Origin of the sequence: Faecalibacterium sp. Marseille-Q3530, from assembly GCF_017377625.1 — a bacterium.
GTDB lineage: Bacteria > Bacillota > Clostridia > Oscillospirales > Ruminococcaceae > Faecalibacterium > Faecalibacterium prausnitzii_E.
The window spans coordinates 111,562-136,077 of record NZ_JAFREH010000006.1 but is presented as its reverse complement, the minus strand read 5'-3'; the positions used below and the strand labels follow the sequence as shown (position 1 = coordinate 136,077).

The following is a 24,516-nucleotide window of genomic DNA, read 5'->3' as shown; positions in this document are numbered from 1 at the left end:
CTTACAGCTCGATGATGGCGTCATCCGGCAGGTCGGCAAAGGCCAGCGCGGGGGTGGTGTGCACCGGCTGGGCGCTGCGGGCGCGGCGCTGCTTGAGCTGCGCCATCAGGCCCATGAGCTGCACGGTGATGAGGGGCGTCATGGCGACCATGGCCACCACGCCGAAGGCATCGGTGACGATGTTGCCGCCCACTGCCGCACAGGCCCCCTGCGCCAGCGGCAGCAGGAAGGTAGCCGTCATGGGGCCGGAGGCAACACCGCCCGCATCGAACGCGATGGCGGTGTAGAGCTTGGGCACCACGAACGCGATGCCGATGGCGAACGCATAGCCGGGGATGAGGAACCACAGGATGGAGATCCCGGCGAGCACCCGCACCATGGCGAGGCCGACCGAGAGGGAGACACCGGCCGAGAGGGCCGCGCCCATCGTCCCGGCGGAGATGGCGCCGTCGGTGACTTCCTCGACCTGCTTGTTCAGGACGTAGACCGCCGGCTCGGCCTTGACGATGAAGTAGCCGATGAGCATCCCGATGGGGACGAGGAGCCAGCGGAAGGTCTGCCCGGCCAGAACCTGGCCCAGATAATTACCCGCTGGCATAAAGCCGACGTTTGCTCCGGTGAGGAAAAGCACAAGGCCAATGTACGTATAGGCCAGGCCCACGCCAATGCGGCCCAGCGTCCGGCGGTCGAGTTTGAGGGCCACCAGCTGGAAGACACCGAACATCAGCACGATGGGCAGCAGCGAGGTGGCGATCTCTTTGAAGTAAGTGGGCAGGCTGACATGGAACAGCTGCCACAGCTCCACCGAGTCGCCCACATCGGGCAGGATGGGCGGGACGTAGGCGCTGTCGCTGGCCCGGAACAGGATGCCCAGCAGCAGAACGGCCAGGATGGGGCCGACCGAACAGAGGGCCACGAGGCCGAAGCTGTCGTCCGCCGCGTGGCGGTCGCTTCGGATGGCGGCCACACCGACGCCCAGCGCCATGATGAAGGGCACCGTGATGGGGCCGGTGGTCACGCCGCCGGAGTCAAAGGCAACGGCCAGGAACTCTTTGGGTACGAAGGCCGCCAGCACGAAGATCAGCCCATAGAACACGACGAGGAGCTTGGGCAGCGCGATGCCCAGCAGCATGCGCAGGAAGGCCACGACGAGGAAGAAGCCCACGCCCGCCGCGACCGAGAGGATGAGCGTCATGTTGGGGATGGAGGGGACCTGGTTGGCCAGGACCTGCAAGTCCGGCTCAGAGATGGTGATGAGGAAGCCCAGCGCAAAACCCACCCCGATGATGAGGGGGACGCTGCGGCTCCGGGTCAGCACCGCGCCCACCCGCTCGCCCATGGGGCTCATGCTCATCTCGGCACCCAGGGTAAAGAACATGATGCCCACGATGATCATGGCCGCACCCAGCAGAAAGCAGAGCAGGATGCTGGGGGAGACCGGCGCGATGGAAAAGCAGAGCACCAACACGATCGCCACGATGGGCAGCACGGCCTGCAATGCTTCGAGCAGTTTTTCCCGCAGTTTGGGAAGCGAACCTTTGCGTATAGTGTCCACCGACCTTTCTGGACCTGTTTTGCGTCGGAATGACAAAAACAGGTATCCTCTTTGGAATAATCACGCTGTGATTTATCTCTAGTATACAAGAAATGACGATGCAGGGCAACTAAGAATTGGCTAAGAATGAAAAAGGCTCCGAATATTTACAGATCCGACATAAAAAGCCAGCCCGGCGGCGGGGCCGGGCTGGCTGGGTTCATTCGATGTTCTGTTTGCCGAGCACATCCGAGGTGGGCGTCTCGAAGGTGGGGATGCCGGCGTAGGGATCGGGGGTGGTATCAGCGGGCAGGCTCTTCATATACTCGTCCATGGACTGCGCCACCTGCTTGGCGATGGCCACAGCCTCGACGACGGTGCGGGCACCCATGACCGCATCGCCGCCTGCAAAGACGCCGGGACGGGTGGTGCTGCCGTCCTCACTGACGGTGAGCAGGCCGCGCTGGTTGGTCTCGATGCCGGTGGTGGTCTTGACGAGGTTGCTCTCGGAACCCTGGCTCACCGAGACGATGACGCCGGTGTGGGGATAGAAGGTCTCGCTGCCCTCCACCTGGGTGAACTTGCCGTCCTCACCCTTGACGGTGTCGCGGCAGATGAGGCCGTTCTCACGGATCTCGACGGGAGCCTTGCAGAAGCGGAAGCCCACGCCTTCGAGTTTGGCGTAGCGCACCTCGTACTCGGAGGCGCTGATGCAGGTTTCATCGCGGCGGGCGTAGCAGGTCACATGGCGGGCACCGTTCCGGATGGCGGTGCGGGCGCAGTCCATGGCGGAGTTGCCCACACCGATGACGGCGATGTCGCTGCCCAGGTGGAACGCCTTGGAGTTGGCCAGGTAGTCGATGCCAAACGCCACATTGCCCAGGGTCTCGCCCTTGATGTGCATGGCGTTGGCCTTCCACAGACCGGCACCGATGAAGACGCTCTTGTAACCGTCGCGGAAGAGGTCGTCGATGGTGATGGTCTTGCCGATGGCGGTGTTGGGGCGGAAGCGGATCCCCTTCAGGTCCAGATGGTGATACTGGAAGTCATCCAGCACACTGTCGGGCAGGCGGTAGTTGGGGATGCCATACCGCATGACGCCGCCGATCTTGTCGCGGGCGTCAAAGATGGTGATGTCGTAGCCCCAGCGCGCCAGCAGCACCGCGATGGTCAGGCCGGCAGGGCCGGCGCCGACCACAGCGGCTTTCATGCCGTTTTTGGGGGAGGGGCCGGCCACCATCTTGTTGGCATAGGTGGTGGAGATGTAGTCCTCGATGATGGAGAAGTGGACCGGGTCGTGGCTGGGCATCCGGTTGCGGATGCAGTGGCCCTCGCACTGGTTCTCGTGGTTGCAGACCAGAGAGCAGACCGTGGTCAGGGGGTTGTTTTCGAACAGCATCCGGCCTGCGGCATCCAGCTCGTTTGCCTTGAGCAGACGGATGACCTCCGGGATATTGGTGTGGATGGGGCAGCCCTGCTGACACATCGGCTTTTTGCAGCCGAGGCAGCGGTTGGCTTCGTCCAGAACATGAAGTGCCATGCAGTTCCTCCTCTTGCGCCCATTCTGGGGACGCTTCGTTGTATCCAATGTTCTCTATTATTCTACACCGGATGCCCCTCGTGATACAAGAGCGTATCTGCCAATTTTTTTGCGAAAAATTTTGTCACTTCGTCAAAAAGATAATTTTTTGACGAAGTGCGCTGCCCATAGGCTCCGGCGTTTTCCGGCAGAGCGCGGAAAAATCGCTGGCCGTGAGCTGGGCGGGGACCATCCGGGCGCAGGCGTCGTTTTCGTCCTTCAGGCGCATCAGCGCGTGCGAGACGGGAAGGTGCGCTTCCTTTAATAAAGAAAGGGCTTCCCGGTTGGCCCCCAGCAGGTGGAGATAAGGCGGCAGGGCGGGCAGGGCGTCGTCATAGCCCAGCGCGGCGTCCATGGCAAGGCGGCGCATCCGGGCGCGGGGATAGCGCACGGTGGTCAGGGCGTCCAGCAGCTCTTCGTGGGTGGTGCTGGCCCGCACGGCCCGCTCCAGCCGGTGTTCCAGTCCCTCCGAAACGCCCCGCACGGCAGCAAACGGCGTCTGTCCCACGCAGCGGGAGCGGAGCAGGGCCAGCTCGCAGCGGCCTGCCGCGTCAAAATCGGTGTACTGCCCGGCGGTGAAGGCTTCCCGGTAGAAGGGAAGGACAGCTTCGGGCACATAAGGGGCCACGGCATCCGCCCCGCCGGTCTGCCAGAGCTTCCGCAGGGCACTGGCGCTGGCGAAGCGGACAGCGTCCGGGGCCAGTTCCTGCCCGTGGTCTGCGCCCTGGCGGGGCAGCGGGACCGGCGTCATGGCAGGGGCCAGTTCGAGGATGGCCTTGCAGTATTCCACGGCCAGGTTATTGTTGGGCTTGTCCAGCAGGGCGGCCAGCGGGGTGCCGGGGCAGAGCGCTTCCACCGCAGCCTGCCGCGCGGCGGCAAAGTTTCTGGCACCGTCGGCCAGCTGGGCCTTGAGGGCGGCGCGGTAGTCCGCGCACAGCAGGACGCGGGCTGCCTGCATCAGGAGGGCGGCGTCCGGCGTCTCGGCCCCGAAGACCAGCGCGTCGCACCCGGCGGCGGAAAGGAGCCGCACCCCCGCGCGGGCAAAGGCTTCGGCCCCGGTCCCGGCGCAGGGGGCGGGCAGGGCGAAGACAAAGTCGGCCCCGCAGGTGAGCGCTGCGCGGACGCGGACGGCCTCCGGCAGCAGGGGCAGAGCGCCTCGCTGGGTCAGCCCGCAGCTCATGGCCACGGCGACCCGTTCGGCCCCCCGCGCTCTGGCCTGCGCCAGCTGCCAGGCGTGGCCGTTGTGGAAGGGATCGTATTCGGCAATGATACCGGCCAGTTTCATAGAAGTTCACCTCAATTCCTCGGTCGGGCTCCCCTAATCAGAGGAGCTGGCCGCGCCAGAGCGCGGACTGAGAGGTTCGATTCAAATCAAAACGCATCGACAGACACATTGTGAAATATATGTCAGACTAACAACAAAAAATGGCAAGATACTGCGGATTCTGGGCAGGATGTACAAAAAAGACGGGATACTTTGTAGAACCCTTTGCCTCGTTTACGGCTTGAAAAGGGGGCAGACCTATTATATAATATTTTTAGGAATCTGTAAAATTCTGCCCGTTCCGGCGGGCGGAAAAACAATATGGAGGCACAAGAAGATGAAAGTTCTGGTTATTAACTGCGGTTCTTCTTCCCTGAAATATCAGCTGATCGATATGGACGGCGAGAAGGTGCTGTGCAAGGGCCTGTGCGAGCGCATCGGCATGGAGAGCAGCATGATCACCCACGAGGCAAACGGCCACAAGGCCACCACCCCGGCGATCTTCCCCACCCACACCGAGGCGTTTGCTGAGGTCGTCAAGAAGATGACCACCGGCGAGGGCAAGTGCATCAACGATGTCAGCGAGATCGACGCCATCGGCCACCGCGTCGTCCACGGCGGCGAGAAGTTCAAGGCCAGCTGCCTGATCACCGATGATGTCATCAACACCATCCGCGAGTTGAGCCCCCTGGCTCCCCTGCACAACCCCGCAGGCATCCTGGGCATCGAGGCTGCCCGCAAGGTGTTCGGCAACATCCCGATGGTCGCCGTCTTCGACACTGCGTTCCACAGCACCATGCCCCCGAAGGCTTATATGTACGCCATCCCCTACGAGTACTACGAGAAGTACGGCGTCCGCCGCTACGGCTTCCACGGCACCAGCCACAAGTATGTTGCATACAAGGCTGCAGAGTATCTGGAAGAGCCCATTGAGCGCCTGAAGCTCATCACCTGCCACCTGGGCAATGGTTCCTCCATCGCCGCTGTGGACCAGGGCAAGGTCGTCGATACCTCCATGGGCATGACCCCGCTGGCCGGCCTGATGATGGGCACCCGCTGCGGTGACCTGGACCCCTCTGTGGTCAACTACCTGAAGTACACCCTGAACATCACCGGCCACCAGCTGGACGAGATCCTGAACAAGAAGTCCGGCCTGCTGGGCATCTCCGGTGTTTCCAGCGACAAGCGTGACGTTGAAGAGGCAGCTGCTGCCGGCAACAAGCGCGCACAGCTGGCTTCCGATATGCTGAACTACCAGATCAAGAAGACCATCGGCAGCTACATTGCCGCCATGGGCGGTGTGGACGCCATCGTCTTCACCGGCGGCATCGGCGAGCATGACGCCATCGCCCGCGCAAAGATCTGCCACCACATGGATTGGCTGGGCATCCGCATCGACACCGAAAAGAACAAGCACCCGCAGGGCGATGTCTGCGAGATCACTGCCTGGGGTGCCAAGGTCCGCACGCTGGTCATCGCTACCGACGAGGAGCTGATGATCGCCCGCGACACCAAGGAAGTCATCGAGAAGAAATAATCGAACCTCCAAAGCCGCATTGCAAGAGCCGCGTTTCCGCAGGGGAGCGCGGCTCTTTTGCTGTTTTGAACGATGCAAAGTCTGTCTTATTGGGCGGAATCCACAAAAAGAAAGGCGAAGGGTTGTTTTTTGGTTGACAAATCCAAAAAAGAACGGTACAATAGGGGAGTCCTCAGCTAGAGGATGTTTTATCATTCAAGCCCCTGGTAGCTTACGATCAGCGCGATGGTCCCTAAAAACCAAAGGTATGGTTACAATCCTTCCGTGGGCAAGAACTAAACAAAGAGGAGATACTACTATGTTCGAAGACAAGACTTTAGTTTGCAAAGACTGCGGCAAGGAGTTTGTTTGGACTGCTGGTGAGCAGGAGTTCTACGCATCTCGCGGCTTTGAGAACCAGCCCCAGCGCTGCAAGCCCTGCCGTGACGCCCGCAAGAACGGCGTCCGCGGCGGCAACAACGGCGGCGACCGTCAGATGTTCGATGCTGTCTGCGCAGCTTGCGGCAAGGCTTGCAAGGTTCCCTTCCAGCCCCGTGAGGACCGTCCGGTCTACTGCTCTGACTGCTTCGCTCGTATGAAGCAGAACTAAGCGCTGATTTTACAAGTTTGAATCGCGTGGCCCCCTCTGCCGCAAGGCAGAGGGGGCTTTTTGCGCCAGTGGTCGTCCTCCCTCTGTCGCGATTCGCGACATCTCCCTCCGACCGGAGGGAGTCTTTCCTACCAGGGGAGCTGGCGGGCGCAAGCCCGACTGAGAGGTTGTACTACATGCTGCTTCACGGTTTCTGGGGAGCGATGACGGAGCGGTCGCACAGAGCCAAAACGTTAAAATTTACAAGAATACTTGAAAATAAACCTAGTAATAGGGTATAGTATATATGGTCGGCCGTCTGGCTGGCAAAATGACCGAAACAGAAAGGAAACACCATCATGTTTGATATTTTTGATATGCTCAAGAAGGACAAGGACGAAAAGAAGGCTGCCGTGAAGCAGGTCACCCGCGAGACCATCATCGGTGATATTCTGGATATGGACCAGACCACCGCACCCTACTTCATGGAGATCGGGATGCACTGCCTGGGCTGCCCGGCTTCCCGCGGCGAGACCATCGAGGAGGCCTGCGAGGTGCACGGCGTGGACTGCGATGAGCTCATCGGGAAGCTGAACGAGCACCTGGCTGCAAAGAAGGCCTGATGCTGCCCACACTGGATGCGCGTCTGACAGCGGCGGCAGAACTGGTGCTGCCGGGCAGGCCTGTGGCCGATATCGGCTGCGACCACGGCAAGCTGACGGCGGTGCTGGCGGCTTCGGGGAATTACCCGAAGGTCATCGGCGCCGACCTGCGCCCCGGCCCGCTGGCCAAAGCAAAACAGACGCTGGAACATGCAGGCTGCGAAGACCGCGCTGAGCTTCGGCTCGGCGACGGTCTTTCTGTGTTGTCGGCGGGGGAAGTGGGCACCATCGTGCTGGCGGGCGTCTCCGCACAGACGACGTGGGAGATCATCGAACAGGCACCGTGGGTGATGCAACCCGGCGGGCCGCGGCTGGTCTTGGTGCCTGCCACCCGCCACAGCGAACTTCGGCGCTGGCTGTGGGCACACGGCTTTGCCCTTGCAGCCGACCGCCCTGTGCAGGCGGCGGGCCGCTGGTATGCGGTGATGGCCGCAGAGTACACCGGCGAGCGAAAGGAAGCCTCCTTCACCGAATGCCTGTTCGGCAGGACCGGCGAGTGGCCGGAGGGCGCGGGCTATGCGGCCTGGCAGAAAGCCAAGCTCCCCCGGTTCCGGCTGGGTGTGCCGGACGGGACCGCACTGGCCGAAGAGATCGACACGTTGTTAGAATCCTCACCCTCTCAGGCCGCTTCGCGTCCAGCTCTCTCGAAGGGAGAGCCCTTGGCATAAAGAGATGAGCTGTGTGGACTGCCAACCCCTCCCACTTCGGGGGAGAGCGGCATCGCGCAGCGCTGACGGAGAGGGGAAAGCGGGTGAAACCATGAGAACAGTCAACGAACTTTATGAAGCGATGCAGCGCATCGCGCCGCTGGAACTGGCCGAAAGCTGGGACAACCCCGGCCTTCTGGTGGACTGCGGCAGACCGGTGGACCGCGTACTGGTCACGCTGGATATCACCCCGGAAGTGGTGCAGGAAGCTGCAGCCAAAGGCTGCGGGCTCATCGTGGCCCATCATCCGGTCATCTTCAGCCCGCTCAAGCGGCTGGAACCAAGGGACGTCCCCTTCCAGCTGGTGCAGAACGGCATCTCGGCCATCTGTATGCACACCAATCTGGACGCCGCCGAGGGCGGTGTCAACGAGGTGCTGGCGGGCATTTTCGGGATGCGGAATTGGGCACCGTTCGCGGGCGGCTGCGGCCGTGTGGGCGAAGTGGACCCCATCCCGGTGCCGGAACTGGCGAAAAAGGCGCAGGACGCGCTGGGCAAGCGGTGCAACCTGCCCGAAATTGGCCCTGCCGTGCAGGTGAAATACACCGACAGCGGGAGGCCCGTGCGGCGGCTGGCCGTCATCAGCGGGGCAGGCGGGAGCCTGTTCGAAGAGGCCATTGCCGTGGGGGCGGACTGCCTGCTGACCGGCGAGGCCAACCACCACCACGCCTGCGACGCGGCCCGGCTGGGCCTGTCACTCATCGCGGCGGGGCACTACGCCACCGAGTTCCCGGTGACGGCAGCCGTGGCCGAAAGGCTGCGGGCGGCGTTCCCGGAACTGGAGGTGCTGGTGAGCACCGCGAACCGAGACCCCTATACGTATATATAAAGAAGGAGAGTGAGGGAAGAATATGGCTTTGGATGCTGCAACGCTGGCGTTGACGGCGGCAGAACTGAAAACGACCCTGACCGATGCGAAGATCGCAAAACTGTTTGAGCCGACCCGCGATGAACTGGTGCTGACCCTGCGCACCCGCACCGAGACGTACAGCCTGCTGCTGTCGGCCCGCAGCGGTTCCGCGCGGGTCTGCCTGACCGAGGAGAGCTTCGAGAACCCGGAGACCCCGCCGTCCTTCTGTATGCTGATGCGCAAGCATCTCACCGGCGGCAAGCTGCTGGATGTCCGGATGGAGCCGGGCGACCGCATCGTCTACTTCGAGTTCCAGTGCACCAACGAGATGGGCGACCTGGTCCGGAACGTCCTCTGCGCGGAGCTGATGGGGCGCTACTCCAATCTGGTGCTGGTGCAGAACGGCAGGATCATCGACGCCCTCAAGCGGGTCGATTTTGAGGACAGCGACATCCGGCAGCTGCTGCCCGGCCTGCCCTACACCGTGCCGCCCAAACCGGCCCGCCCGGATTTTCTGACCGTGAGTTCGGCTTCCATCGTGGCAGCGGCCTGCGAGCGGGACCTGCCCGTGGCGGATGCCCTGAACAAGACGGTGGCCGGAGTCGGCCCGGTGGTCTGCCGCGAAGCCGCCTGGCGCGCATTCGACGGCGAACACCTGCTGGCCAATGAGCTGACCGGGGAGCAGAAGCGGGCCCTGATGGCAGCCATCGACGAGCTGAAGGAGATCCACGCCAACGGCGGCTGTCCGTGCAGTGTGACGGCCCCGGACGGCAAACCGGTGGAGTTTACATTCTTCCGGCCCCGGCAGTACGGCGAGATCTATGCGGTCAGGGAGTGGCCGTCCTTCAACGCGATGCTGGAGGGCTACTATGCCGAAAAAGACCGTGCTGAGCGCCTGCGCACCAAGAGCAAGGAACTCCACAAGGCGGTCCACAACATGTACGAACGCGCCGTCCGCAAACAGGCCGCCCGGCAGGAAGAGCTGGCCGCCAGCGGCAAGAGCGAAAAGCTCCGCCTGTACGGTGAGCTGCTCTCGGCCAACCTCTATCTGGCCCAAAAGGGCATGAAGAGCATCACCGTGCCCAACTGGTACGATGAGGGCAGGGAAGTCACCATTCCGCTCGACCTGCGGTTCACGCCCAGCCAGAACGCGCAGAACTTCTTCAAGAACTACAAGAAGAAGCAGACGGCGGCGCGGATGCTGGTGGACCTGCTGGCCGAGGGCGAAAAAGAGATCGCCTACCTCGAAACGGTCTTATATGAGGTGGAAACGGCCTCCGGCGAGGCGGCGCTGAATGAGATCCGCGCGGAGCTGAAGAGCCAGGGCTACCTGAAATATTACAAGCAGCGGGACAAGCGCCAGAAACCGGCGGATTTCCTGCGGTTCACCTCCAGCGACGGCTTTGAGATCCTGGTGGGACGGAACAACGCCCAGAACGACCGGCTCACCCTTCACACCGCCCGCGGCAAAGACCTGTGGTTCCATGTGCAGAAGGCTCCCGGCAGCCACGTGGTGGTCATGAGCCGGGGAGAGGACATCCCTGACACCACCCGGCAGGAAGCCGCCGAGCTTGCCGTGCTGTATTCCAGCACCTTCAAGGCGGGCACCGGTGCCAAGGTCGCGGTGGACACCACCGAGGTGAAGAACATCTGGAAAGCCAGCGGTGCCAAGCCCGGCATGGTGCTGTACGAGGTGTACACGACCGTCTACATCACACCGAGGGAGGATCTGGCGGAGCGGCTGAAAATGAAGAAGTAAATAGAACAGACCCTCTCAGTCAAAGCCCAGCGGCTTTGCCAGCTCCCCCGAAGGGGGAGCTTTCACGCTGCCCCACAAGTCAGCGCAAAACCTCGCCCTTCGGGAGAGGTGGCATCGCGCAGCGATGACGGAGAGGGTTTTGTATAACAGGAGCTTTTTGGGGGCATCCTGAAAGGGCGACTCCGGTTTTCCACCGAAAAGGGCTTCCGGAAATTGTGCGTTCTGCACAAAATTTGAGCCGGGAGGCCGAAAGAAGAAAATAAAAAAGAAAAATCGGATTTTTTCTGAAAAATCGCGAAAAAACACTTGCCAAATGCACGAAGATGTGATAAAATATCTCTCGGCTGCAAAAGGCTTGTGCGATACAAGTCGTGCAGGCCAGCGATATGCGTAGATGCGGGAGGTTGTCATCCGGCGATAGCTGTGATGGGTTATTTCCGCGGAGTATGTCCGATCTTAGAACCGGGCGAAAAAATTACTGACAGCGATGGAATACGTTCCCTCGGCAGGGTGACCTGCGAAACGGGCGGAACCAATGTTCGGATTTGATTTGCTAATATTTTTCCGGGAGAACTGCCAGGCGGTTCACCGGTTTTTCTAGTGCCAAATCGAGGAACACCCGGAACTGTGTAGAGCAATTTATCGGCTCGCCTAGGGCAAAATCAATTTTTTCAGGAGGCGTAAGCAATGGCAGTCAAAGAGAAAATCAGAATCCGTCTGCAGAGCTATGATGCTCAGCTGATCGATGCCGCAGCAGAGAAGATCGTGGAGACCGCAAAGCACACCGGTGCACGCGTGTCCGGCCCCATCCCCCTGCCCACCGACCGCGAGATCGTGACCGTTCTGCGTGCTACCCACAAGTACAAGGATAGCCGCGAGCAGTTCGAGAGCCGCACTCACAAGCGTCTGATCGACATTCTGAAGCCGTCTAACAAGACGGTCGAGGCTCTGATGAGCCTCCAGCTCCCCGCTGGCGTGGACATCGAGATCAAGCTGTAAAAGCTGATCCGGAGATGCTCCTCGTTTCCCGAGGGGTCATGTTGGCGGTGACGTGCGCCGCCAACCAATAACCTTTACAGGAGGAAAAGAAAATGGTTAAAGGCATTATCGGCAAGAAAGTCGGTATGACTCAGCTGTTCGATGAGAACGGCAAGGTCGTTCCCGTGACCGTCATCGAGGCAGGTCCCTGCACCGTCGTGCAGAAGAAGACCGTCGAGAGCGATGGTTATCAGGCTGTTCAGCTGGGCTTCGGCGAGGTTTCCGCCAAGAAGGTCAACAAGGCAGCTGCAGGCCACTTCAAGAAGGCAAACGTTGCCCCCAAGAAGACCCTGCGCGAGTTCCGTCTGGAAGATGTTTCCGCAATGAACGTTGGCGACGTGCTGAAGGCTGATGTCTTCGCAGCTGGCGACAAGGTCGACGTTGTGGGCGTTTCCAAGGGCAAGGGCTACCAGGGCGTTATCAAGCGCTACGGTCAGCACCGTCTGCGTGAGAGCCACGGCACTGGTCCTGTTGCTCGTCATGCAGGTTCCAACGGTTCCACTTCTACCCCCTCTCGCGTGTTCCCCGGCAAGCGCCTGCCCGGCCACATGGGCTTTGTGCGCGTCACCGTGCAGAACCTGACCGTTGTCAAGGTTGACACCGAGAACAATCTGATCGCTGTCAAGGGTGCAGTTCCCGGTACCAAGGGCACCATCGTCACCCTGGCCAACAGCGTGAAGGCGTAAGGAGGAAAGCTACAATGGCAAAGTTTAACGTAGTCGATATGAACGGTCAGCATGTTAGCGAGATCGAGCTTTCCGACGCCGTGTTCGGTATCACCCCGAACGAGAAGGCTGTCCACATTGCTGTGGTGAACTTCCTGGCCAACCAGCGTCAGGGCACCCAGAACACCAAGATCCGCATGGAGGTTTCCGGCGGCGGCAAGAAGCCTTGGCGTCAGAAGGGCACCGGCCACGCTCGTCAGGGCTCCATCCGTGCTCCCCAGTGGACTCACGGTGGTGTTGCTCTGGGCCCCAAGCCCCGCAGCTACAACTACCACATCAACAACAAGGTCAAGCGCCTGGCTCTGCTGAGCGTCCTGTCCGATAAGGCTGCCAATGGCAACATGGTCGTTGTTGACAAGTTCGCTTGCGATGAGTACAAGACCAAGACCGTGGTTGCAATGCTGAACGCCGTTGGCGCCGGCAAGAAGAACCTGCTGGTCAATGAGACTGTCGATGCAAAGTTCGTCAAGAGCGCTGGCAACATTGCCGGTGTCAAGACCACCTTCGCTGGCAGCGTGAATACCTATGACGTGCTGAACGCCGACAAGCTGATCATCAGCGTCGACGCAGCAAAGAAGCTTGAGGAGGTGCTTGGCTAATGAAAACCGCACATGATATCATCCTGAAGCCGGTCATTACCGAGAACTCCATGGCTGGCATCGCCGACAAGAAGTACACCTTCAAGGTCGCTACCGACGCTACCAAGGTCGAGATCGCTCAGGCAGTCGAGACCCTGTTCCCCGGCGCTAAGGTCGCAAAGGTCAACACCATTTCTGTGCGTGGCCGCTTCCGCCGCCAGGGCATGCACGCAGGTTACACTGCTGCATCCAAGAAGGCCATCGTCACCCTGACCAAGGACTCCAAGGAAATCGAGTTCTTCAACAGCATGGTCTGATCGAACCCACCGAGGGTTCCTCTATGGGGATATGACCCCGATAATAATTCATAAGATAAATAAAGGAGAATAGCATTATGGCTATCAAGAAGTATGGCCCCACTACTCCGGGCCGCCGCGGCATGACCGTCACGGATTACAGCGTCCTGAGCAAGGTCGCTCCTGAGCGCAGCCTGCTGGAGCCCATGAAGAAGCACAGCGGCCGCAACAACACCGGCCGCATCACCGTCCGTCACCAGGGCGGCGGCAACCGCACCAAGTATCGTGTCATCGACTTCAAGCGTCAGAAGACCGATATGCCCGCTACCGTCAAGACCCTGGAGTACGATCCGAACCGCAGCGCATTCATCGCTCTGGTCGAGTACACCGATGGCGTCAAGAGCTACATCATTGCTCCCGACGGCCTGAAGGTCGGCGATGTGATCCTGAGCGGCAAGGGCGCCGACATCAAGCCCGGCAACTGCCTGCCCTTCGAGAACATCCCCGTCGGTACCATCATCCACAACATCGAGCTGTATCCCGGCCGCGGTGCTCAGCTGGTTCGTTCCGCTGGCAACATGGCTCAGCTGATGGCAAAGGAGAACGGCTACGCACTGGTTCGTCTGCCCTCCGGTGAGATGCGCAACGTGCCCGTCAACTGCACCGCAGTCGTCGGCCAGGTTTCCAACATCGACCACGAGAACGTCAACCTGGGCAAGGCTGGCCGCAAGCGCCACATGGGCGTCCGTCCCGGCAGCCGCGGTACTGTCATGAACCCCTGCGACCACCCCCACGGCGGTGGCGAGGGCCGCGCACCTGTTGGTCACTCCGGTCCTATGACTCCCTGGGGCAAGCCCGCTCTGGGTCTCAAGACTCGCAAGCATCATAAGCGCTCCGATAAGCTGATCGTGAAGCGTGCAGGTAAGTAAGAGAGGAGTTTAAGACAATGGGTAGAAGCATTAAAAAAGGACCTTTCGTCCAGGCTGCTCTTCTGAAGCACGTTGAAGCGATGAACGCTTCCGGCAAGAAGCAGGTCATCAAGACCTGGAGCCGCGCCTCCACGATCTTCCCCGAATTCGTTGGTCACACCTTTGCCGTCCACGACGGCCGCAAGCATGTGCCTGTGTACGTGACCGAGGATATGGTTGGCCACAAGCTGGGTGAGTTCGTTCCCACCCGCACCTTTAAGGGCCACACCGGTAATTCGAAGTAAGAGAAGGAGGAACACAACATGGAAGCTCGGGCAATTCTTCGTTATGCCCGCATTAGTCCTCGTAAGGTGTCCATCGTTATGGATCTGATCCGTAACAAGCCCCTGGACGAAGCGCTGGCAATCCTGCAGTACACCCCGAAGGCCGCTTGTGAGCCCCTTCTGAAGCTGGTGAAGTCTGCAGCCGCAAATGCGGAAAACAACTTCAATATGGACAAGAACAACCTCTACGTCGCCGAGTGCTACGTCTGCCCCGGCCCGACGCTGAAGCGCATGATGCCTCGTGCACAGGGCCGCGGCTACCGCATCCTGAAGCGCACCAGCCACATGACCGTTGTTCTGAAAGAGAAAGAGTAAGGAGGGAAAACAATGGGCCAGAAAGTAAATCCGCACGGCATTCGTGTCGGCGTTATTAAAGACTGGGACAGCCGCTGGTTTGCCTCCAAGAAGGATTTCAGCGATAACCTCGTCGAGGATCACAAGATCCGCACTGAGCTGAAGGCTCAGCTGAAGGACGCTGGCGTCCCCAAGATCGAGATCGAGCGCACTGTGGATCCTTCCACTTCCGCTCCCCGCGTCACCGTCAACATCTACTGCGCAAAGCCCGGCATGGTCATCGGCAAGGGCGGCGAAGAGCGCATTGCACTCCAGAACAAGCTGACCAAAGAGTATGGCAAGACCGTGATCGTCAATGTCATCGAGGTCAAGAGCGCTTCCACCAACGCTCAGCTGGTTGCTGAGGACATCGCTCGTCAGCTGGAGAACCGCGTGACCTTCCGCCGTGCCATGAAGCAGTGCATGCGCAATGCCATGAGCCCCCGCGATCGTTCTACCGTTCCCGCAAAGGGCATCAAGGCAATGTGCTCCGGCCGTCTGGGCGGCGCTGATATCGCTCGTACCGAGAGCTATCATGAGGGCACCATCCCCCTGCAGACCCTGCGTGCCGACATCGACTACGGCTTTGCAGAGGCTGCTACCACCTACGGCCGCATCGGCGTCAAGGTGTGGGTCTACAAGGGCGAGGTCCTGAAGAGCGCTAAGACCGCTCAGAAGAAGGAAGGAGGCAACAAGTAATGTTACTGCCTAAGCGTGTTAAGTACCGCCGCGTTCAGCGCGGCCGCATGACCGGCAAGGCTACCCGCGGCAACGTGGTGTGCCAGGGCCAGTACGGCCTTGTTGCTCTGGAGCCGGCATGGATCTCTTCCACTCAGATCGAGGCTGCCCGTGTTGCGATGACTCGTTACATCAAGCGCGGCGGCAAGGTCTGGATCAAGATCTTCCCCGATAAGCCCGTTACCGAGAAGCCCGCTGAGACCCGAATGGGTTCCGGTAAAGGCTCTCCCGAATACTGGGTCGCTGTGGTCAAGCCCGGCCGCGTTCTGTTCGAGCTGGCAGATGTCGATGAGGCAACTGCTCGTGAGGCTCTGCGCCTGGCTATGCACAAGCTGCCCATCAAGTGCAAATTTGTGGTCCGTGAGGACTCCGTGAAGGAGGATGGCACCAATGAAGGCTAATGAACTCCGCGAGATGCAGACCGCAGAGCTGACCAGCAAGCTGGCAGATCTGAAGGCTGAGCTGTTTAACCTGCGCTTCCAGCATGCCATCAACCAGCTGGAGAACCCCGGCCGCATCGAAGCAGTCAAGAAGGACATCGCCCGCGTGATGACCGTTCTGGCTGAGAAGCAGTAAGGAGGTTAAACGATGGAAGAACGTAATCTGAGAAAGACCCGCGTCGGCGTCGTCGTGTCCGACAAGATGGATAAGACCATCGTGGTTGCCGTTAAGGATAGCGTGCAGCACCCCCTGTACAAGAAGATCCTGAAGCGTACCGCCAAGTTCAAGGCTCGTGATGAGAAGAACGAGTGCGGCATCGGTGACCGTGTTGAGATCATGGAGTGCCGCCCCCTGAGCAAGGATGTGCGCTGGCGCCTGGTCCGTATCGTTGAGAAGGCAAAGTAATCTTTGCCCGCTGCTTTGAACAGTTTGAAAGGAGATATCTGAAATGGTTCAGATGCAAACTTATCTCAAAGTTGCCGACAACACCGGTGCCAAGGAGCTGATGTGCTTCCGCGTGCTGGGCGGCACCCGCAAGAGATACGCAAACATTGGTGACGTCGTGGTCTGCTCTGTCAAGAAGGCAGCCCCCGGCGGCTCCGTTAAGAAGGGCGACGTCGTCAAGGCTGTCATCGTGCGCAGCAAGCATGGCGTCCGCCGCGACGACGGCTCCTACATCCGTTTCGATGAGAACGCCGCCGTTATCGTCATGGCCGACAAGAGCCCCAAGGGTACTCGTATCTTTGGACCCGTCGCTCGCGAGCTGCGTGATGCCGGCTACACCAAGATCCTGAGCCTGGCTCCGGAATCGCTGTAAGGAGGTTTTCGTAATGAATAATCTTCATGTTAAAACCGGCGACAACGTTATGATCATCAGCGGCAAGGACAAGGGCCACACTGGTAAGGTCCTGCAGGTCAGCCCCTCTGAGAACAAGGTCATCGTTGAGGGCCAGAACATGGTTACCAAGCACGTCAAGCCCCGCCGTCAGGGCGAGCAGGGCGGCATCGTCAAGGCTGAGGGTGCAATGTACGCATCCAAGGTCATGCCCATCTGCCCCAAGTGCGGCAAGGCTGTGCGCGTGGGCCACGTCGAGAAGGACGGTAAGATGGTCCGCGTCTGCAAGAAGTGCGGCGCTGAGCTGTAAGAAAGGAGTATGGAACAATGGCTCGTTTGAAAGAACAGTATGTCAATGAAATTGCTCCTGCTCTGAACTCCAAGTTCGGTTACAAGAGCGTTATGCAGATCCCCAAGCTGGACAAGGTCGTCATCAACGTTGCCTGCGGCGAAGCCAAGGACAACGAGAAGATCCTGGAAGCTGTCATGAAGGATCTGGGCCAGATCACTGGCCAGAAGGCAGTCGTCTGCCGTGCCAAGAAGAGCGTTGCAAACTTTAAGCTGCGCCAGGGCACTCCCATCGGCTGCAAGGTCACCCTGCGTGGTGAGCGCATGTACGAGTTCGTCGATCGTTTCTTCAACGTCGCTCTGCCCCGTGTCCGCGACTTCCGCGGCATCAACGGCAACGGCTTTGACGGCCGCGGCAACTTCGCATGCGGCATCAAGGAGCAGATCATCTTCCCGGAGATCGACTTCGATAAGGTCGATGCAGTCCGCGGCATGGACGTCTGCTTCGTTACCACCGCTAAGACCGACGAAGAGGGCAAGGAGCTGCTGAAGGCTCTGGGCGCTCCGTTCGCTACCGAGAATAACTAAGGAGGAGATTGGTACAATGGCTAAACTGTCTATGAAGCTGAAGCAGTCTCGTCCTGCTAAGTTCTCTACCCGTGCATACACCCGCTGCCGCATCTGCGGCCGCCCCCACTCCGTGCTGCGCAAGTACGGCGTGTGCCGTGTGTGCTTCCGTGAGCTGGCCTACAAGGGCGAGATTCCCGGTGTCAAGAAGGCTTCCTGGTAATTTACCGGACGCCGGATAAATGGTCGGATATCCGCTCCGGGGCAAACGATTGTTTCGGAGCGGTATCATTATAAAACAAATGAGAGCTAATCTAAGGAGGTTAGTGGCAAATGCAGATTACTGATCCTATCGCGGACCTGCTGACTCGCATCCGCAACGCTAGCACTGCCAAACACCCTTCTGTGGAGATCCCCGCATCGAACATGAAGAAGGCAATCTGCCAGATTCTGGTTGACGAGGGCTACATCAAGGGTATGCAGGTCAAGAACGATACCGTCCAGGGCACCATCGTTGTCACCCTGAAGTATCAGGCAAATGGCGAGCCCGTCATCGCCGGCCTGCGCCGTGTTTCCAAGCCCGGCCTGCGCATCTACACCAACTGCGAGGATATGCCGAAGGTCATGAAGGGCCTGGGCACCGCAATCATTTCCACCTCGAAGGGCATCATGACCGATAAGGCTGCTCGTGCTGCGCACGTTGGCGGCGAGGTCCTGGCCTTTGTGTGGTAAGAAAGGGGTAAAAGACAATGTCGAGAATTGGAAGAAAACCCATCGTCATTCCTGCCGGTGTCACGGTCACTGTTGATGAGGCAGCACATACCGTCGCCGTCAAGGGCCCCAAGGGCAGCCTGAATTCCAACTATCATCACCTGATGACCGTCAAGGTCGAGGGCAATGAGGTTTTGGTTACCCGCCCCAATGACGAGCCCGAAGCACGCAGCCTGCATGGCCTGACCCGCACCAACATCGCCAACATGGTGAACGGTGTCGTCAATGGCTATGAGAAGAAGCTGGAGATCGTCGGTGTTGGTCTGCGCTGCCAGAAGCAGGGCTCCAACCTGGTCATGAACCTGGGCTTCTCTCACCAGGTGAACATCCCCGATACTGAGGATTGCACCATCGTGTGGCAGGACCCCAACCACTTCACTGTTACCGGTATTGACAAGCAGAAGGTCGGCCAGTATGCCGCCGAGATCCGCGCCAAGAAGCCGCCTGAGCCTTACAAGGGCAAGGGCATCCGCTACGAGGGCGAGGTCGTCAAGCACAAAGAAGGCAAAGCCGGCAAGGGCAAGAAATAAGGTAAGGAGTGAAAGACAATGGTTAAGCAGATCGACAAGAACGAAGCTCGTCTTCGTCGTCATCGCCGTGTTCGCAACAAGATCAGCGGCACCGCAGCACGTCCTCGCCTGGATGTTTTCCGCTCCGCCAAGCACATTTACGCTCAGATCATCGATGATGAGCAGGGCGTGACTCTGGTGTCGGCTTCCACCATGGACAAGGACTTCAATGGTTTCGGCGGCAACGTCGAGGCCGCTGCTGAGATCGGCAAGAAGATCGCAGCAAAGGCTCTGGAAAAGGGCATCACCGAGGTCGTTTTCGACCGTGGCGGTTACGTTTATCATGGCCGTGTTAAGGCCCTGGCTGATGGCGCCCGTGAGGGCGGCCTGAAGCTGTAATGAGAGGAGGAAACACATTATGGCTATGAGAAACCGTGAAGACGACGGCATGATCACCAAGGTTGTCTCCATCAACCGCGTTTCCAAGACGGTCAAGGGCGGCCGCATCATGAAGTTTGCTGCTCTGGTCGTTGTGGGCGACGGCAAGGGCACCATCGGTTACGGCATCGGCAAGTCCGGCGAAGTGCCTGAGGCAATCCGCAAGGGCGAAGCTGCTGCAAAGAAGAACATGCACAAGGTTGCCCTGAAGGGCACCACCATCCCCCACGAGATCGTCGGCAAGTACGGCGCAGGCGCCGTTCTGCTCAAGCCGGCTGCACCTGGTACCGGTATGATCGCCGGCGGCCCTGTGCGTGCCGTCATTGAGGCTGCTGGCATCAAGGACATCCGTGCGAAGTCTATGCGTTCCAACAACCCCATCAACGTTGTTTCTGCTACCTTCGCAGGTCTGTGCGGCCTGGTCAGCGCGGAGTCCGTCGCTGAGAAGCGCGGCAAGACCGTGAAAGAGATTCTGGGTTAAGGAGGTAACAAACCATGGCAGATAAGATGCTCAAAATCGAGCTGAAGAAGAGCCTGATCGGCCGCGGCGCAAAGCAGATCGCTACCGCCGAGGCTCTGGGCCTGAAGAAGCCGGGCGACGTTACCGTTCAGCCTGACAATGCCGCTACGCAGGGCAAGATCGCAAAGATCGGTTTCCTGCTCAGCGTCACCGAAGCCTAATAGCAGGGGGTATACGCATAATGAAACTTCATGAACTGCACGCGATTCCCGGCGCAAACAAGGCTGTGACCCGCAAGGGCCGCGGCATTGGCTCCGGCAATGGCAAGACTGCCGGTTTCGGCAGCAAGGGCCAGAAGGCCCGTTCCGGCGTGAAGCACGCTGGTTTCGAGGGCGGCCAGATGCCTCTGGCACGCCGCCTGCCGAAGGTTGGCTTTAACAACATCTTTGCTACCCAGTATGCCATCGTCAACGTGGCAGACCTGGAAGCAGCTTTTGAGGCCGGTGCCGTTGTTGACACCGAGGCTCTGAAGGCAAAGGGTCTGGTCAAGAAGACTCTGGACGGCGTTAAGGTCCTGGGCAACGGCGAGCTGACCAAGGCTCTGACCGTCAAGGCCGCAGCCTATTCCGCTTCTGCCAAAGAAAAAATCGAAAAGGCAGGCGGAAAGGCTGAGGTGATGTAAGGTGTTTCAGACATTCCGTAACGCATGGAAGATTCCCGAGCTGAAAAATCGTCTCCTGTTCACGCTGGCGATCCTCGTGGTGTATCGTCTGGGCTGCGCTATCCCCGTTCCGTTCATCACCGGCTCTGCACTGAGCCAGATGTTCTCGAACGGCAACATGCTCTCGTACCTTGATATGATGAGCGGCGGTGCGTTGTCCCGGTGCACACTCTTCGCGTTAGGTGTGACACCTTATATCAACGCTTCCATCATTGTGCAGCTGCTCACCGTTGCGATCCCTTCGCTGGAAAACATCGCGAAGGAGCCGGACGGCCAGAACAAGCTGCAGCAGATCACCCGGTATGCCGGCGGCGTCATCGCTCTGGTGATGAGCCTTGGCTACTATTTCGTGGTCCGCAATATGGGCGCACTGAAGTATACGACCGGCGCGGCTGGCATCTTTACCGCCGTGGTCATCATCGCTACCTTCACCGCAGGTGCTCAGCTGATCACCTGGTGCGGCGAGCAGATCGATGACAAGGGCATCGGCAACGGCCTGTCCCTTCTGATCTTCTCTTCGATCGTTTCCAACTGGTCCAGCGTCTACACCACGGTCACGGGTCTGCTGACCCGCGCCGCCGCAGGCGAGACCAAGTTCTATATTCTGCTGCCCCTGCTGGTCGTGCTGGCACTGGTCGTGATCGTGTTCATCGTCATCATGACGAATGCAGAACGCCGCATCACCATCCAGTATGCAAAGCGCGTGGTGGGCCGCAAGCAGATGGGCGGGCAGAACAGCTATCTGCCGCTGAAGCTGAACATGAGCGGCGTCATGCCCATCATCTTCGCTTCCGCTCTGGTTTCGATCCCCGGCACGGTCGGCAGCTTTTTGCAGATCGACCAGGCAGCACATCCGTTCTGGTATGCGTTTTTCCATACCTTCAACTACACGTCTGCGCTGTATGTGGTCATCTATCTGCTGCTGATCCTGGCCTTCAACTACTTCTATGTGGCCATCCAGTACAACCCTGTGGAGATCGCCAACAATCTGCGCCGTAACAACGGCTCGATCCCCGGCTTCCGTCCCGGCAAGCCGACCAGCGATTTCCTGACCCGCACCCTGAACAAGATCACCCTCATCGGCGCGATTTTCCTGGCTGCGGTGGCTGTACTGCCGATCATCCTCGGCAACCTGACCGGTATGAGCATCCAGCTGGGCGGTACCAGTCTGCTGATCGTTGTGGGTGTTGCACTCGACACGACCCGCAGCCTGGACAGCTTCATGACGATGCGCAACCACAAAGGCTTCCTCGGCTGATCCAATAAAGCACGGATGTGAGAAAGCACTGGAAAGGAGAGTACGACTCGAACTTTTCAGTGCTTTTTTGCTTTGGTGAGTCGTTAGCCGACTCAAACAAAAATACGAACGTCCTTTTATAAGAGGAAAGGAGCCATCCTATGAATCTGATTCTGTTGGGCGCACCTGGCGCCGGCAAGGGCACACAGGCAGAGATCATCTGCGCAAAGCTGAACATTCCTTCCATCAGCACCGGCAACATCCTGCGTGCGGCTGTGAAGGAAGGCACCGAGATGGGCCTGAAAGCCAAGAGCTTCATGGACGCCGGTGCGCTGGTGCCCGATGAGGTCATCATCGGCATTCTGAAGGATCGTCTGTCTGAGGCAGACTGTGCCAATGGTTTCATCCTGGACGGTGTGCCCCGCACCATCGCGCAGGCCGAGGCCATTGAGACCATGGGCATCCGCATCGACAAGGTGCTGGAGCTGCAGGTCGAGGACAATGTGATCGTGGACCGCATGGGCGGCCGCCGCGTCTGCGAGAAGTGCGGCGCAAGCTACCACATCGTCAACAAGAAGAGCAAGGTGGAAGGCGTCTGCGACTGCTGCGGCGGCAAGCTCGTCATCCGCAAGGACGATCAGCCCGCAACGGTGCTCGACCGCCTGAATGCTTACCATGAGCAGACCGAGCCGCTGGTGGAGTTCTACCGCACCCGCGGCAAGCTGGCTGCCATCCCGTTCTGCCCCTCCATCGAGGAGACCACGGCTGAGATCATGAAGGCTTTGGAGGCATAAACGTGATTCAGATCAAGAATGCGAAAGAACTGGACGGGATGCGCCGGGCAAATGCCCTGAGCGCAGCTGCCCTGAAGTACGGTGGCGAGCACATCGAGGCCGGCATGACCACCTGGGAGCTGGATAAGCTGATCTATGAGTTCATCGTGAAGCACGGCGGCATCCCCAATTTCAAGGGACTGTACGGTTTTCCGGGAACCGCCTGCATCAGCCTGAATGATACCATCATCCACGGCATCCCGTCGCATGATATCGTCATCCGCCCCGGCGACATCGTCAGCATCGACACCGGTGCCAAGGTGGACGGCTTCAACGGCGACAACGCCTGCACCTATGCGGTGGGCAAGATCGACCTGGAAGCCCAGCGCCTGCTGGACGTGACCAAGGCCGCGCTGTACAAGGGCATCGAGCAGGCCAAGGCAGGCAACCGCATCGGCGATATCGGCTGTGCGGTGCAGAGCTATTGCGAGGATGCAGGCTTCTCCGTCGTCCGCGAGTTCGTTGGCCATGGCACCGGCCATGAGCTGCACGAGGACCCCGAAGTGCCCAACTACGGCCACGCAGGCCGCGGCCCGCGTCTGGTGCCCGGCATGACCATCGCCATTGAGCCGATGATCTGCCAGTATGACTGCAAGATCACCCAGTCCAAGGACGGCTGGACCGTCAAGACCAAGGACGGCGGCCTGGCAGCGCACTTTGAGCACTCCATCGCCATCCTCAAGGATCACACCGAGATCATGACCCGTAGCTGGGATGACCCCGATTTTGACCCGGATACCTTCCGCTTCCAGTAAACACAAGTGCGCTGAGACCTCCCTTCGGGGAGGTCTTTTTTGATCTCCAGACCTGTGATTTGTGCAATTCCGACAAGTTTTGGTGAAAAAGTTTCATCCTACAGGGTGAGACGCCCGAAACACGGCACGGAAAAGGACCGGTTTTGCATCAGAGGAAATTTTTATCGGAAATACGGAAAAAAGCACTTGCAAAATGGATGCAAAAGGTGTATAATCTATAAATGGCCGTGACAGCCAGATGCTTTCTCGGTGGACAGGGATTTTCTGCCCACTTTGCGGATTTTGTGCCGCAGGAGAAGAAGTATGTGGCGGTTATCGCCGCCTGTCCGTCAATTCATGGCAAACTGAGCAGATCCAATGAGGAGGCAAATAGCTTGTCTAAAGAAGACGTTATCGAAATCGAAGGCATTGTGCGTGAAGCCATGCCCAACGCCATCTTTAAGGTGGAAATGTTGAGCGAGGATAAGAACACCGGGAAGCTCACTCCCAGCGGGCACATCCTCTTAGCGCACATCTCCGGCAAGCTCCGGACCAATTTCATCCGTATCCTGCCCGGGGACAAGGTCACCGTAGAAATGTCGCCCTACGATCTTTCGAAGGGCCGCATCACCTGGCGCTCCAAATAAGCGTCAGGGTATCAACCAAAAGGAGGTTCAACATCATGAAGGTCAAGCCTTCCGTGAAACCCATCTGCGAAAAGTGCAAGGTCATCCGCCGCAAAGGCCGCGTGATGGTCATCTGCCAGAACCCCAAGCATAAGCAGCGCCAGGGCTAATTCGGGCGCCTGGGGGTCAAGTGCGTAGAGTCCCGGCGCAGACCCCGACACTGACATGGGATGATTTTGGAGGAAACTACTATGGCACGTATTGCCGGCGTTGACCTGCCCCGCGAGAAGCGCGTTCAGGTGGGTCTCACCTACGTTTACGGTATCGGTCAGACCACTGCTAACAAGATCCTGGAAGCAACTGGCATCAACCCCGATACCCGCGTCAAGGACCTGACTCTGGAAGAAGAGGCTAAGATCCGTGACTACATCGATCAGGCAAACATCATCGTTGAGGGCGACCTGCGCCGCAACGTTGCTCTGGACATCAAGCGCCTGGTCGAGATCCAGTCCTTCCGTGGCACCCGCCATCGCAAGAATCTGCCCTGCCGTGGCCAGCGCACCAAGACCAATGCACGTACCTGCAAGGGCCCGAAGCGCACGGTCGCTAACAAGAAGAAGTAAGGAGGATTTGAGA

The 24,516-nt window shown here is 59.3% G+C and carries 36 protein-coding genes; 33 read left to right on the top strand and 3 right to left on the bottom strand.

From position 1 onward, the window contains the following. Position 1 precedes the first annotated feature (1 nt). The 3 genes from J3350_RS07270 to J3350_RS07260 form a co-directional block, all read right to left on the bottom strand. Positions 2-1,555 (bottom strand): DUF1538 domain-containing protein, encoded by a 1,554-nt coding sequence (locus J3350_RS07270; protein WP_207686166.1) that lies wholly within the window; start codon positions 1,553-1,555, stop codon positions 2-4. Between the two features lie 199 nt (positions 1,556-1,754). Next, on the bottom strand, positions 1,755-3,074 hold the full coding sequence (locus J3350_RS07265; protein ID WP_097793130.1) for an NAD(P)-dependent oxidoreductase: 1,320 nt from the start codon (positions 3,072-3,074) through the stop codon (positions 1,755-1,757). Between the two features lie 124 nt (positions 3,075-3,198). After that, positions 3,199-4,398 (bottom strand): nucleotidyltransferase family protein, encoded by a 1,200-nt coding sequence (locus J3350_RS07260; protein WP_207686165.1) that lies wholly within the window; start codon positions 4,396-4,398, stop codon positions 3,199-3,201. Between the two features lie 316 nt (positions 4,399-4,714). Here J3350_RS07260 and J3350_RS07255 point away from each other — a divergent pair, with 316 nt between their 5' ends. From J3350_RS07255 to rpsM, 33 genes are all read left to right on the top strand, one after another. Continuing rightward, positions 4,715-5,914 carry an acetate/propionate family kinase gene (locus J3350_RS07255; protein WP_097793128.1) on the top strand — a complete coding sequence of 400 codons (1,200 nt, stop codon included), beginning with the start codon at positions 4,715-4,717 and terminating at the stop codon, positions 5,912-5,914. A 298-nt stretch (positions 5,915-6,212) separates the two neighbouring features. Then, positions 6,213-6,503, top strand: coding sequence for a zinc-ribbon domain containing protein (locus J3350_RS07250; protein WP_097793127.1), 291 nt, complete (start codon positions 6,213-6,215; stop codon positions 6,501-6,503). 338 nt (positions 6,504-6,841) lie between these two features. Then, positions 6,842-7,105 carry a DUF1858 domain-containing protein gene (locus J3350_RS07245; RefSeq protein WP_179859530.1) on the top strand — a complete coding sequence of 88 codons (264 nt, stop codon included), beginning with the start codon at positions 6,842-6,844 and terminating at the stop codon, positions 7,103-7,105. After that, positions 7,105-7,812 carry a class I SAM-dependent methyltransferase gene (locus J3350_RS07240; protein ID WP_207686164.1) on the top strand — a complete coding sequence of 236 codons (708 nt, stop codon included), beginning with the start codon at positions 7,105-7,107 and terminating at the stop codon, positions 7,810-7,812. Before J3350_RS07245 ends, J3350_RS07240 begins: the two co-directional genes overlap by 1 nt. Positions 7,813-7,903: 91 nt before the next feature. After that, positions 7,904-8,680, top strand: a complete 777-nt coding sequence (locus tag J3350_RS07235) for a Nif3-like dinuclear metal center hexameric protein (RefSeq protein ID WP_207686163.1) — start codon at positions 7,904-7,906, stop codon at positions 8,678-8,680. Positions 8,681-8,702: 22 nt separating this feature from the next. Continuing rightward, on the top strand, positions 8,703-10,460 hold the full coding sequence (locus J3350_RS07230) for an NFACT family protein (RefSeq protein WP_207686162.1): 1,758 nt from the start codon (positions 8,703-8,705) through the stop codon (positions 10,458-10,460). A gap of 687 nt (positions 10,461-11,147) precedes the next feature. Further along, complete coding sequence (gene rpsJ, locus J3350_RS07225) at positions 11,148-11,459, top strand: 30S ribosomal protein S10 (RefSeq protein ID WP_005934923.1); 312 nt, start codon at positions 11,148-11,150, stop codon at positions 11,457-11,459. A gap of 92 nt (positions 11,460-11,551) precedes the next feature. Next, positions 11,552-12,184, top strand: coding sequence for a 50S ribosomal protein L3 (rplC, locus tag J3350_RS07220; protein ID WP_097793123.1), 633 nt, complete (start codon positions 11,552-11,554; stop codon positions 12,182-12,184). A gap of 14 nt (positions 12,185-12,198) precedes the next feature. Continuing rightward, the gene (gene rplD, locus J3350_RS07215) at positions 12,199-12,822 is read left to right on the top strand and encodes a 50S ribosomal protein L4 (RefSeq protein ID WP_005938033.1); all 624 of its coding nucleotides are present in this window, start codon (positions 12,199-12,201) and stop codon (positions 12,820-12,822) included. Further along, positions 12,822-13,118 (top strand): 50S ribosomal protein L23, encoded by a 297-nt coding sequence (gene rplW / locus J3350_RS07210; protein WP_005934919.1) that lies wholly within the window; start codon positions 12,822-12,824, stop codon positions 13,116-13,118. The genes rplD and rplW overlap by 1 nt, the downstream gene beginning before the upstream one ends. A gap of 77 nt (positions 13,119-13,195) precedes the next feature. Next, complete coding sequence (gene rplB / locus J3350_RS07205; RefSeq protein ID WP_055190684.1) at positions 13,196-14,026, top strand: 50S ribosomal protein L2; 831 nt, start codon at positions 13,196-13,198, stop codon at positions 14,024-14,026. A gap of 17 nt (positions 14,027-14,043) precedes the next feature. Continuing rightward, positions 14,044-14,310, top strand: a complete 267-nt coding sequence (gene rpsS / locus J3350_RS07200) for a 30S ribosomal protein S19 (RefSeq protein WP_005934915.1) — start codon at positions 14,044-14,046, stop codon at positions 14,308-14,310. 18 nt (positions 14,311-14,328) lie between these two features. Next, positions 14,329-14,664 carry a 50S ribosomal protein L22 gene (rplV, locus tag J3350_RS07195; protein WP_005921882.1) on the top strand — a complete coding sequence of 112 codons (336 nt, stop codon included), beginning with the start codon at positions 14,329-14,331 and terminating at the stop codon, positions 14,662-14,664. Between the two features lie 12 nt (positions 14,665-14,676). After that, complete coding sequence (gene rpsC, locus J3350_RS07190) at positions 14,677-15,381, top strand: 30S ribosomal protein S3 (RefSeq protein WP_207686161.1); 705 nt, start codon at positions 14,677-14,679, stop codon at positions 15,379-15,381. Next, positions 15,381-15,821 (top strand): 50S ribosomal protein L16, encoded by a 441-nt coding sequence (gene rplP / locus J3350_RS07185; RefSeq protein WP_005938020.1) that lies wholly within the window; start codon positions 15,381-15,383, stop codon positions 15,819-15,821. The genes rpsC and rplP overlap by 1 nt, the downstream gene beginning before the upstream one ends. After that, on the top strand, positions 15,811-15,996 hold the full coding sequence (gene rpmC / locus J3350_RS07180; RefSeq protein WP_005921879.1) for a 50S ribosomal protein L29: 186 nt from the start codon (positions 15,811-15,813) through the stop codon (positions 15,994-15,996). Before rplP ends, rpmC begins: the two co-directional genes overlap by 11 nt. A 12-nt stretch (positions 15,997-16,008) precedes the next feature. After that, positions 16,009-16,266 carry a 30S ribosomal protein S17 gene (rpsQ, locus tag J3350_RS07175; RefSeq protein ID WP_055190687.1) on the top strand — a complete coding sequence of 86 codons (258 nt, stop codon included), beginning with the start codon at positions 16,009-16,011 and terminating at the stop codon, positions 16,264-16,266. 43 nt (positions 16,267-16,309) lie between these two features. After that, positions 16,310-16,678, top strand: coding sequence for a 50S ribosomal protein L14 (rplN, locus tag J3350_RS07170; RefSeq protein WP_005938014.1), 369 nt, complete (start codon positions 16,310-16,312; stop codon positions 16,676-16,678). Between the two features lie 13 nt (positions 16,679-16,691). Further along, a complete protein-coding gene (gene rplX, locus J3350_RS07165; RefSeq protein ID WP_005934911.1) occupies positions 16,692-17,006 on the top strand; it encodes a 50S ribosomal protein L24 in 315 nt (104 codons plus the stop codon). A 17-nt stretch (positions 17,007-17,023) separates the two neighbouring features. Next, positions 17,024-17,572, top strand: a complete 549-nt coding sequence (gene rplE / locus J3350_RS07160) for a 50S ribosomal protein L5 (protein WP_005934909.1) — start codon at positions 17,024-17,026, stop codon at positions 17,570-17,572. A 16-nt stretch (positions 17,573-17,588) separates the two neighbouring features. Continuing rightward, positions 17,589-17,774, top strand: a complete 186-nt coding sequence (locus J3350_RS07155; RefSeq protein WP_005921866.1) for a type Z 30S ribosomal protein S14 — start codon at positions 17,589-17,591, stop codon at positions 17,772-17,774. A gap of 110 nt (positions 17,775-17,884) precedes the next feature. After that, complete coding sequence (gene rpsH / locus J3350_RS07150) at positions 17,885-18,283, top strand: 30S ribosomal protein S8 (RefSeq protein WP_005934908.1); 399 nt, start codon at positions 17,885-17,887, stop codon at positions 18,281-18,283. Between the two features lie 17 nt (positions 18,284-18,300). Then, a complete protein-coding gene (gene rplF, locus J3350_RS07145; protein WP_097793120.1) occupies positions 18,301-18,852 on the top strand; it encodes a 50S ribosomal protein L6 in 552 nt (183 codons plus the stop codon). 18 nt (positions 18,853-18,870) lie between these two features. Beyond that, complete coding sequence (gene rplR, locus J3350_RS07140; protein ID WP_015564643.1) at positions 18,871-19,230, top strand: 50S ribosomal protein L18; 360 nt, start codon at positions 18,871-18,873, stop codon at positions 19,228-19,230. Between the two features lie 19 nt (positions 19,231-19,249). Beyond that, entirely contained in the window at positions 19,250-19,750 is a 501-nt protein-coding gene (rpsE, locus tag J3350_RS07135) for a 30S ribosomal protein S5 (protein WP_005937997.1), read from the top strand. A gap of 14 nt (positions 19,751-19,764) precedes the next feature. Next, entirely contained in the window at positions 19,765-19,950 is a 186-nt protein-coding gene (gene rpmD / locus J3350_RS07130; RefSeq protein ID WP_005921851.1) for a 50S ribosomal protein L30, read from the top strand. A gap of 20 nt (positions 19,951-19,970) precedes the next feature. After that, positions 19,971-20,411 (top strand): 50S ribosomal protein L15, encoded by a 441-nt coding sequence (gene rplO, locus J3350_RS07125; RefSeq protein WP_055190698.1) that lies wholly within the window; start codon positions 19,971-19,973, stop codon positions 20,409-20,411. Between the two features lies 1 nt (position 20,412). Continuing rightward, a complete protein-coding gene (gene secY, locus J3350_RS07120) occupies positions 20,413-21,708 on the top strand; it encodes a preprotein translocase subunit SecY (protein ID WP_097793119.1) in 1,296 nt (431 codons plus the stop codon). Positions 21,709-21,848: 140 nt separating this feature from the next. Further along, complete coding sequence (locus J3350_RS07115; RefSeq protein ID WP_118553500.1) at positions 21,849-22,481, top strand: adenylate kinase; 633 nt, start codon at positions 21,849-21,851, stop codon at positions 22,479-22,481. A 2-nt stretch (positions 22,482-22,483) separates the two neighbouring features. After that, entirely contained in the window at positions 22,484-23,275 is a 792-nt protein-coding gene (gene map, locus J3350_RS07110) for a type I methionyl aminopeptidase (protein ID WP_097793117.1), read from the top strand. Between the two features lie 374 nt (positions 23,276-23,649). Next, entirely contained in the window at positions 23,650-23,901 is a 252-nt protein-coding gene (gene infA, locus J3350_RS07105; RefSeq protein WP_005937979.1) for a translation initiation factor IF-1, read from the top strand. 35 nt (positions 23,902-23,936) lie between these two features. After that, complete coding sequence (rpmJ, locus tag J3350_RS07100; protein ID WP_005921832.1) at positions 23,937-24,050, top strand: 50S ribosomal protein L36; 114 nt, start codon at positions 23,937-23,939, stop codon at positions 24,048-24,050. Between the two features lie 81 nt (positions 24,051-24,131). Continuing rightward, on the top strand, positions 24,132-24,503 hold the full coding sequence (gene rpsM / locus J3350_RS07095) for a 30S ribosomal protein S13 (protein WP_005937976.1): 372 nt from the start codon (positions 24,132-24,134) through the stop codon (positions 24,501-24,503). Positions 24,504-24,516 lie beyond the last annotated feature (13 nt).

Coding starts and splice junctions, on each gene's coding strand:
- J3350_RS07265 (WP_097793130.1), bottom strand. CDS start 3,074: ATGGCACTTCATGTTCTGGACGAAGCCAACCGCTGCCTCGGCTGCAAA.
- J3350_RS07260 (WP_207686165.1), bottom strand. CDS start 4,398: ATGAAACTGGCCGGTATCATTGCCGAATACGATCCCTTCCACAACGGC.
- J3350_RS07255 (WP_097793128.1), top strand. CDS start 4,715: ATGAAAGTTCTGGTTATTAACTGCGGTTCTTCTTCCCTGAAATATCAG.
- J3350_RS07250 (WP_097793127.1), top strand. CDS start 6,213: ATGTTCGAAGACAAGACTTTAGTTTGCAAAGACTGCGGCAAGGAGTTT.
- J3350_RS07245 (WP_179859530.1), top strand. CDS start 6,842: ATGTTTGATATTTTTGATATGCTCAAGAAGGACAAGGACGAAAAGAAG.
- J3350_RS07240 (WP_207686164.1), top strand. CDS start 7,105: ATGCTGCCCACACTGGATGCGCGTCTGACAGCGGCGGCAGAACTGGTG.
- J3350_RS07235 (WP_207686163.1), top strand. CDS start 7,904: ATGAGAACAGTCAACGAACTTTATGAAGCGATGCAGCGCATCGCGCCG.
- J3350_RS07230 (WP_207686162.1), top strand. CDS start 8,703: ATGGCTTTGGATGCTGCAACGCTGGCGTTGACGGCGGCAGAACTGAAA.
- rpsJ (WP_005934923.1), top strand. CDS start 11,148: ATGGCAGTCAAAGAGAAAATCAGAATCCGTCTGCAGAGCTATGATGCT.
- rplC (WP_097793123.1), top strand. CDS start 11,552: ATGGTTAAAGGCATTATCGGCAAGAAAGTCGGTATGACTCAGCTGTTC.
- rplD (WP_005938033.1), top strand. CDS start 12,199: ATGGCAAAGTTTAACGTAGTCGATATGAACGGTCAGCATGTTAGCGAG.
- rplW (WP_005934919.1), top strand. CDS start 12,822: ATGAAAACCGCACATGATATCATCCTGAAGCCGGTCATTACCGAGAAC.
- rplB (WP_055190684.1), top strand. CDS start 13,196: ATGGCTATCAAGAAGTATGGCCCCACTACTCCGGGCCGCCGCGGCATG.
- rpsS (WP_005934915.1), top strand. CDS start 14,044: ATGGGTAGAAGCATTAAAAAAGGACCTTTCGTCCAGGCTGCTCTTCTG.
- rplV (WP_005921882.1), top strand. CDS start 14,329: ATGGAAGCTCGGGCAATTCTTCGTTATGCCCGCATTAGTCCTCGTAAG.
- rpsC (WP_207686161.1), top strand. CDS start 14,677: ATGGGCCAGAAAGTAAATCCGCACGGCATTCGTGTCGGCGTTATTAAA.
- rplP (WP_005938020.1), top strand. CDS start 15,381: ATGTTACTGCCTAAGCGTGTTAAGTACCGCCGCGTTCAGCGCGGCCGC.
- rpmC (WP_005921879.1), top strand. CDS start 15,811: ATGAAGGCTAATGAACTCCGCGAGATGCAGACCGCAGAGCTGACCAGC.
- rpsQ (WP_055190687.1), top strand. CDS start 16,009: ATGGAAGAACGTAATCTGAGAAAGACCCGCGTCGGCGTCGTCGTGTCC.
- rplN (WP_005938014.1), top strand. CDS start 16,310: ATGGTTCAGATGCAAACTTATCTCAAAGTTGCCGACAACACCGGTGCC.
- rplX (WP_005934911.1), top strand. CDS start 16,692: ATGAATAATCTTCATGTTAAAACCGGCGACAACGTTATGATCATCAGC.
- rplE (WP_005934909.1), top strand. CDS start 17,024: ATGGCTCGTTTGAAAGAACAGTATGTCAATGAAATTGCTCCTGCTCTG.
- J3350_RS07155 (WP_005921866.1), top strand. CDS start 17,589: ATGGCTAAACTGTCTATGAAGCTGAAGCAGTCTCGTCCTGCTAAGTTC.
- rpsH (WP_005934908.1), top strand. CDS start 17,885: ATGCAGATTACTGATCCTATCGCGGACCTGCTGACTCGCATCCGCAAC.
- rplF (WP_097793120.1), top strand. CDS start 18,301: ATGTCGAGAATTGGAAGAAAACCCATCGTCATTCCTGCCGGTGTCACG.
- rplR (WP_015564643.1), top strand. CDS start 18,871: ATGGTTAAGCAGATCGACAAGAACGAAGCTCGTCTTCGTCGTCATCGC.
- rpsE (WP_005937997.1), top strand. CDS start 19,250: ATGGCTATGAGAAACCGTGAAGACGACGGCATGATCACCAAGGTTGTC.
- rpmD (WP_005921851.1), top strand. CDS start 19,765: ATGGCAGATAAGATGCTCAAAATCGAGCTGAAGAAGAGCCTGATCGGC.
- rplO (WP_055190698.1), top strand. CDS start 19,971: ATGAAACTTCATGAACTGCACGCGATTCCCGGCGCAAACAAGGCTGTG.
- J3350_RS07115 (WP_118553500.1), top strand. CDS start 21,849: ATGAATCTGATTCTGTTGGGCGCACCTGGCGCCGGCAAGGGCACACAG.
- rpmJ (WP_005921832.1), top strand. CDS start 23,937: ATGAAGGTCAAGCCTTCCGTGAAACCCATCTGCGAAAAGTGCAAGGTC.
- rpsM (WP_005937976.1), top strand. CDS start 24,132: ATGGCACGTATTGCCGGCGTTGACCTGCCCCGCGAGAAGCGCGTTCAG.